Genomic DNA, 3729 nt, shown 5'->3' on the forward strand with positions numbered 1-3729 from the left:
TGGGGACGGTTGCGCAATCCTGATACACACGTGGCTTATGCACCGGGCACGGAGCCAGCATTGTTCNTAGGACGTGGNTACACNGGTCATGAACATCTTCNGCAGTTCGGGCTTATCAACATGAATGCCCGCCTATATGACCCTGTCTTGGGCCGTTTCCTTAGTCCCGACCCATACGTGCAGATGNCNGACTTTACGCAGAANTTNAACAGGTATAGCTATNGTTTGAACAATCCATTATGCTACGTTGATAAAGANGGAGAATCGNTTTTATTAATTTTAGCAGCTGTTGCCGGCGCATATTTAGGTGGGGTTGCTTCCAATAATGGAGAACTTAATCCATTATCGTGGAATTGGAAAGAGCCAGCAACATATTTAGGAATAGGATTTGGAGGAATATTGGGATATGCTGGTGGATATGGATTATTGCATCCGGGGGCATTAGGATTTACTTTTAGTGTAAACAATGCATGGGGTGTAATCGGACTAACCATTGGGGGAACCGGTTGTTTAAATGATTGGACTTTTCATTGGACAACAGTAGCTGGGGGGAAGGAATGTATCCGAATCGTCCTTTGCCAAGTATGAATTATTCATTTTCCTTAAGCGAGTATCCTGACAGTAGATTTTTTCATGGAAATTATTATGAGGCATCAAGTTTATTAGTTTATAAGTCAAAACATGCAAATGTCGAGATGAATATGTATTATACTTCAAAGGGATATTATTACGACCGAGCAGAAGGTTATGTTTTCTCAGATCAAAAAATTGAAAATGAAAGATACAGGTATTCTGGTAAACGTTTTGACGGATCATACATATATTATGTGTCAAACAGTATGGAAGCAGCAACTTTATATAGCATAAGTGTAAAAAAATATAAAGATACCTATAAGCCATTCTTAGATTTAGGACTAAATGAACAATATGAAGTGCTTAAAATGTACCATACGCATCCAAGAAATACTTTTCTTTCCCCTGACGACCCATTTCAAAATGTTATTCAAACATATGCAATTGGGTGGGATGGCATAAGAAGAGGAGAACCGTTAAAAAGTGGAGATGTATATCTCCTGGAAGGAAGTACGACTACTGCACCTAGGATTCTAAAATAATAATTAAGGAATGAAAAGAATAATATTAATAACCATCTTTATTTATTTGGCCTTCCCATCGTTTTCAAAAGTTCTAAATGAAATAATACGTCCTTGTGACTCTATAGATTATACTTTAATAAGAAAACCACAGTTTAGCTTGGAGTTTCCACCAGAGGAGAAGTGGGAAGAATATAATAAAAGGAAGAAAAAGTTTACAAGCTTGCTGGCTCACTTCATAATAGAGAAACTTGTTGATGAACTTGTTTATGTGTCTGATACTGTGACAATTGGTTTTGTTGTGAACAGTAGGGGGCTTGTGGACACCACGTACCAAGTTAAACCCAAATATGTTCCTTTTGAGAATATTCTTCATTTTATCAAAGAATATGACTTCAAGAATCAGCTTGTGGAATTCTATTCTGAATCTTTAGATCGTTATTCTTTTCTTGTTCGACTTGATGTATGGATAGACAGAGAACATAGTCAACTTATCATTGATTTTGAACGCATTCGAAAATGGAAAGAAAATAATCAATTAAAATAATTTTACTTATTACTTAATCTCGCAACTCCTTCTACAATTCAGAATGTAATTAGTCGACCCTCAAAAAGTATTTAACTATGTGGTTATCAATAAAATAATTGTTTTCAAACTTGCATGTTTCTACAAAGTTTTGTACCTTTGTATAGTAAAATCTTGCAAATCAACGATGTATAAACCCAAATCGGTCATTAGAAAATTTCGCTTTCATTTTGTCTTGAAATAGAACAAAAGATGCATATTGTGTTAGTATACAGATGCTATAACGATGGCACAGTCTGCTATAATCTGACTTTTTGCACGGAAAATCTCTAATGACCGATTTAGTTTAATAAAGTTATCCTTATACACAAAGTCGCCACCCGTGTTATACGGTGGGTCAATAAAAATCATCTTCACCTTGCCGAGATACGACTCACGTAATAGCTTCAGCACCTCAAGGTTATCGCCCTCGATATACAGATTTTGCGTATTGTCAAAGTCAATACTATCTTCACGACAAGGGCGTAGCGTGCTGGTGGTGGGTGTGTTTGCCATTCGTATGGCATGACGCTTGTCAGGCCATGTAAACTGATAACGCTCTTGCCCCTCACCCGTGGCATCCGAAGACAAAGCCTGACGAAGTTTGTCAAAGTCTATCACCTGTCGAAGCTTACCGTTTTCGTCCTTTGCCTCTGTTAGGCACTCTGGCCAACGCTTGGCAATGTAAGCCATGTTGTCGCTCACGATGTTTGGGCTTTGCATTTTTAAGTGTTCCATATATATCAATTCTCCGTTAATTCTTATATCATCTTAAAAAGAGAGAGGGTTCATTCTTTTTTATCGTTCTCAAAACTTCAAGTAAATGGCCTCAAAACCACTCCAGCCATTGATAGCATTTTACAGCGATGCCCTCTAAAAGTTCACTTGCAAAGATAGACAAAACTTTCGAAAATTTACTCTTGCAAATACTCTTATTGTGTAGAGTGACACATGGATTTGTCAATCATCACAAGTTTAGAATGAAGAATTTGCATACATCATAATTTTAGTATGCAGGGTTTACACACGGCAATGACGGGCTGAAAGCCTAATAAGCGCATAGCTGAGGGCAACGCCCTGAGGTTGCGGTGCATTGAAGTAACTGCGTCCTGTAAGGACAAAAGCAATTGGCTATCATTACATTACACTTTCTTTTTCCCCTGTAGGGCGTACATCTTCTCATACGTTTACCCAAGGCGTTGCCTTGGGCTGTAGGCTTTTGGGGCTTTGCCCCGCCATTGCGCATAACCGTTACTACTGCATAATGTCCTGAACTATCATCCAGTTGAAGTTTTTCCCTGCCATTACGCATAACCGTGGCTGTTGTATAATATCCTGAACTATCATCCAGTTGAAGTTTCGCCCCACAATGCCTCTAACATTAGGTGCTATTCTATGCCATAGGACTACGCGCCTATGTCTCGTATGTAACATTTGTTGCTCAACAATTTTACTCTTCAACAAAAAGAGTATGACGATGCAAGGACGAAATCGTTTTTGTCCTAAAAAATGACAAAAAACGGGGGTTGAAAAAGTTGGAAATAGAGAGAAAAATAAGCATGCTATGTGTAAAAAGGGGGTGTTTGATGCTCTTGAAAGAGTGGAAAAAGGGATTTTTTCACTTAAAACATTGAAATAAGGCTGCTGTGAACAGTAGTTTGTACGACTATTCACATGGAGTAAGGGGACTAAAGCATGTAGATAAGGGCATAAAGTTAATGCTTTAGCGCTTAGAAAGTTTGACAGATGGATGTTAATTTGCAGCACATTGTTGTAACAAATTGTGAGACAAATAGATACGAAAGTCGCTCATTTCTCGCGTATTTGTGACGAAGGTGCAAGTTGGTTGTAAATATGCGAATTATAAGGAGGGTGTTGTAAAGATATTTCACATCTTTTTGAGGCGAAAGTTTGGTTTCGATAACCGTTTTTCCAATCGTGGGCTTGTCCAAAAATGTGGTTTTTTCACCAAAAAAACGACATGTTTTGTGGTTGTAAACAGCGTAGAAGAAATGAACAACGAAATCAACTCTAAGTTTGCGACATGAAAAAAATAGGATTAAATCTTTT

General features: G+C 38.0%; 4 protein-coding genes. 3 read left to right on the forward strand and 1 reads right to left on the reverse strand.

The genetic code is table 11. From position 1 onward, the window contains the following. Positions 1–120 precede the first annotated feature (120 nt). The 3 genes from HMPREF9304_RS13860 to HMPREF9304_RS12070 are packed head-to-tail and all read left to right on the forward strand — an operon-like array spanning position 121 to position 1641. The gene (locus HMPREF9304_RS13860) at positions 121–588 is read left to right on the forward strand and encodes an RHS repeat domain-containing protein (RefSeq protein ID WP_445236345.1); all 468 of its coding nucleotides are present in this window, start codon (positions 121–123) and stop codon (positions 586–588) included. Beyond that, complete coding sequence (locus HMPREF9304_RS12065; RefSeq protein ID WP_036929542.1) at positions 585–1115, forward strand: hypothetical protein; 531 nt, start codon at positions 585–587, stop codon at positions 1113–1115. Before HMPREF9304_RS13860 ends, HMPREF9304_RS12065 begins: the two co-directional genes overlap by 4 nt. A 10-nt stretch (positions 1116–1125) precedes the next feature. Beyond that, a complete protein-coding gene (locus HMPREF9304_RS12070; RefSeq protein WP_146003018.1) occupies positions 1126–1641 on the forward strand; it encodes a hypothetical protein in 516 nt (171 codons plus the stop codon). 243 nt (positions 1642–1884) lie between these two features. On the opposite strand, the gene HMPREF9304_RS12075 is transcribed toward HMPREF9304_RS12070, so the two are convergent. Further along, the gene (locus HMPREF9304_RS12075) at positions 1885–2397 is read right to left on the reverse strand and encodes a hypothetical protein (protein WP_052046156.1); all 513 of its coding nucleotides are present in this window, start codon (positions 2395–2397) and stop codon (positions 1885–1887) included. Between the last annotated feature and the right edge of the window lie 1332 nt (positions 2398–3729).

It is taken from the genome of Hoylesella timonensis S9-PR14, from assembly GCF_000762405.1.
Taxonomy (GTDB): Bacteria; Bacteroidota; Bacteroidia; order Bacteroidales; family Bacteroidaceae; genus Prevotella; species Prevotella timonensis_A.

What these genes read in the sequence shown, in the direction of transcription:
- HMPREF9304_RS12065 (WP_036929542.1), top strand. Translation starts at nt 585, where the DNA reads ATGAATTATTCATTTTCCTTAAGCGAGTATCCTGACAGTAGATTTTTT.
- HMPREF9304_RS12070 (WP_146003018.1), top strand. Translation starts at nt 1,126, where the DNA reads ATGAAAAGAATAATATTAATAACCATCTTTATTTATTTGGCCTTCCCA.
- HMPREF9304_RS12075 (WP_052046156.1), bottom strand. Translation starts at nt 2,397, where the DNA reads ATGGAACACTTAAAAATGCAAAGCCCAAACATCGTGAGCGACAACATG.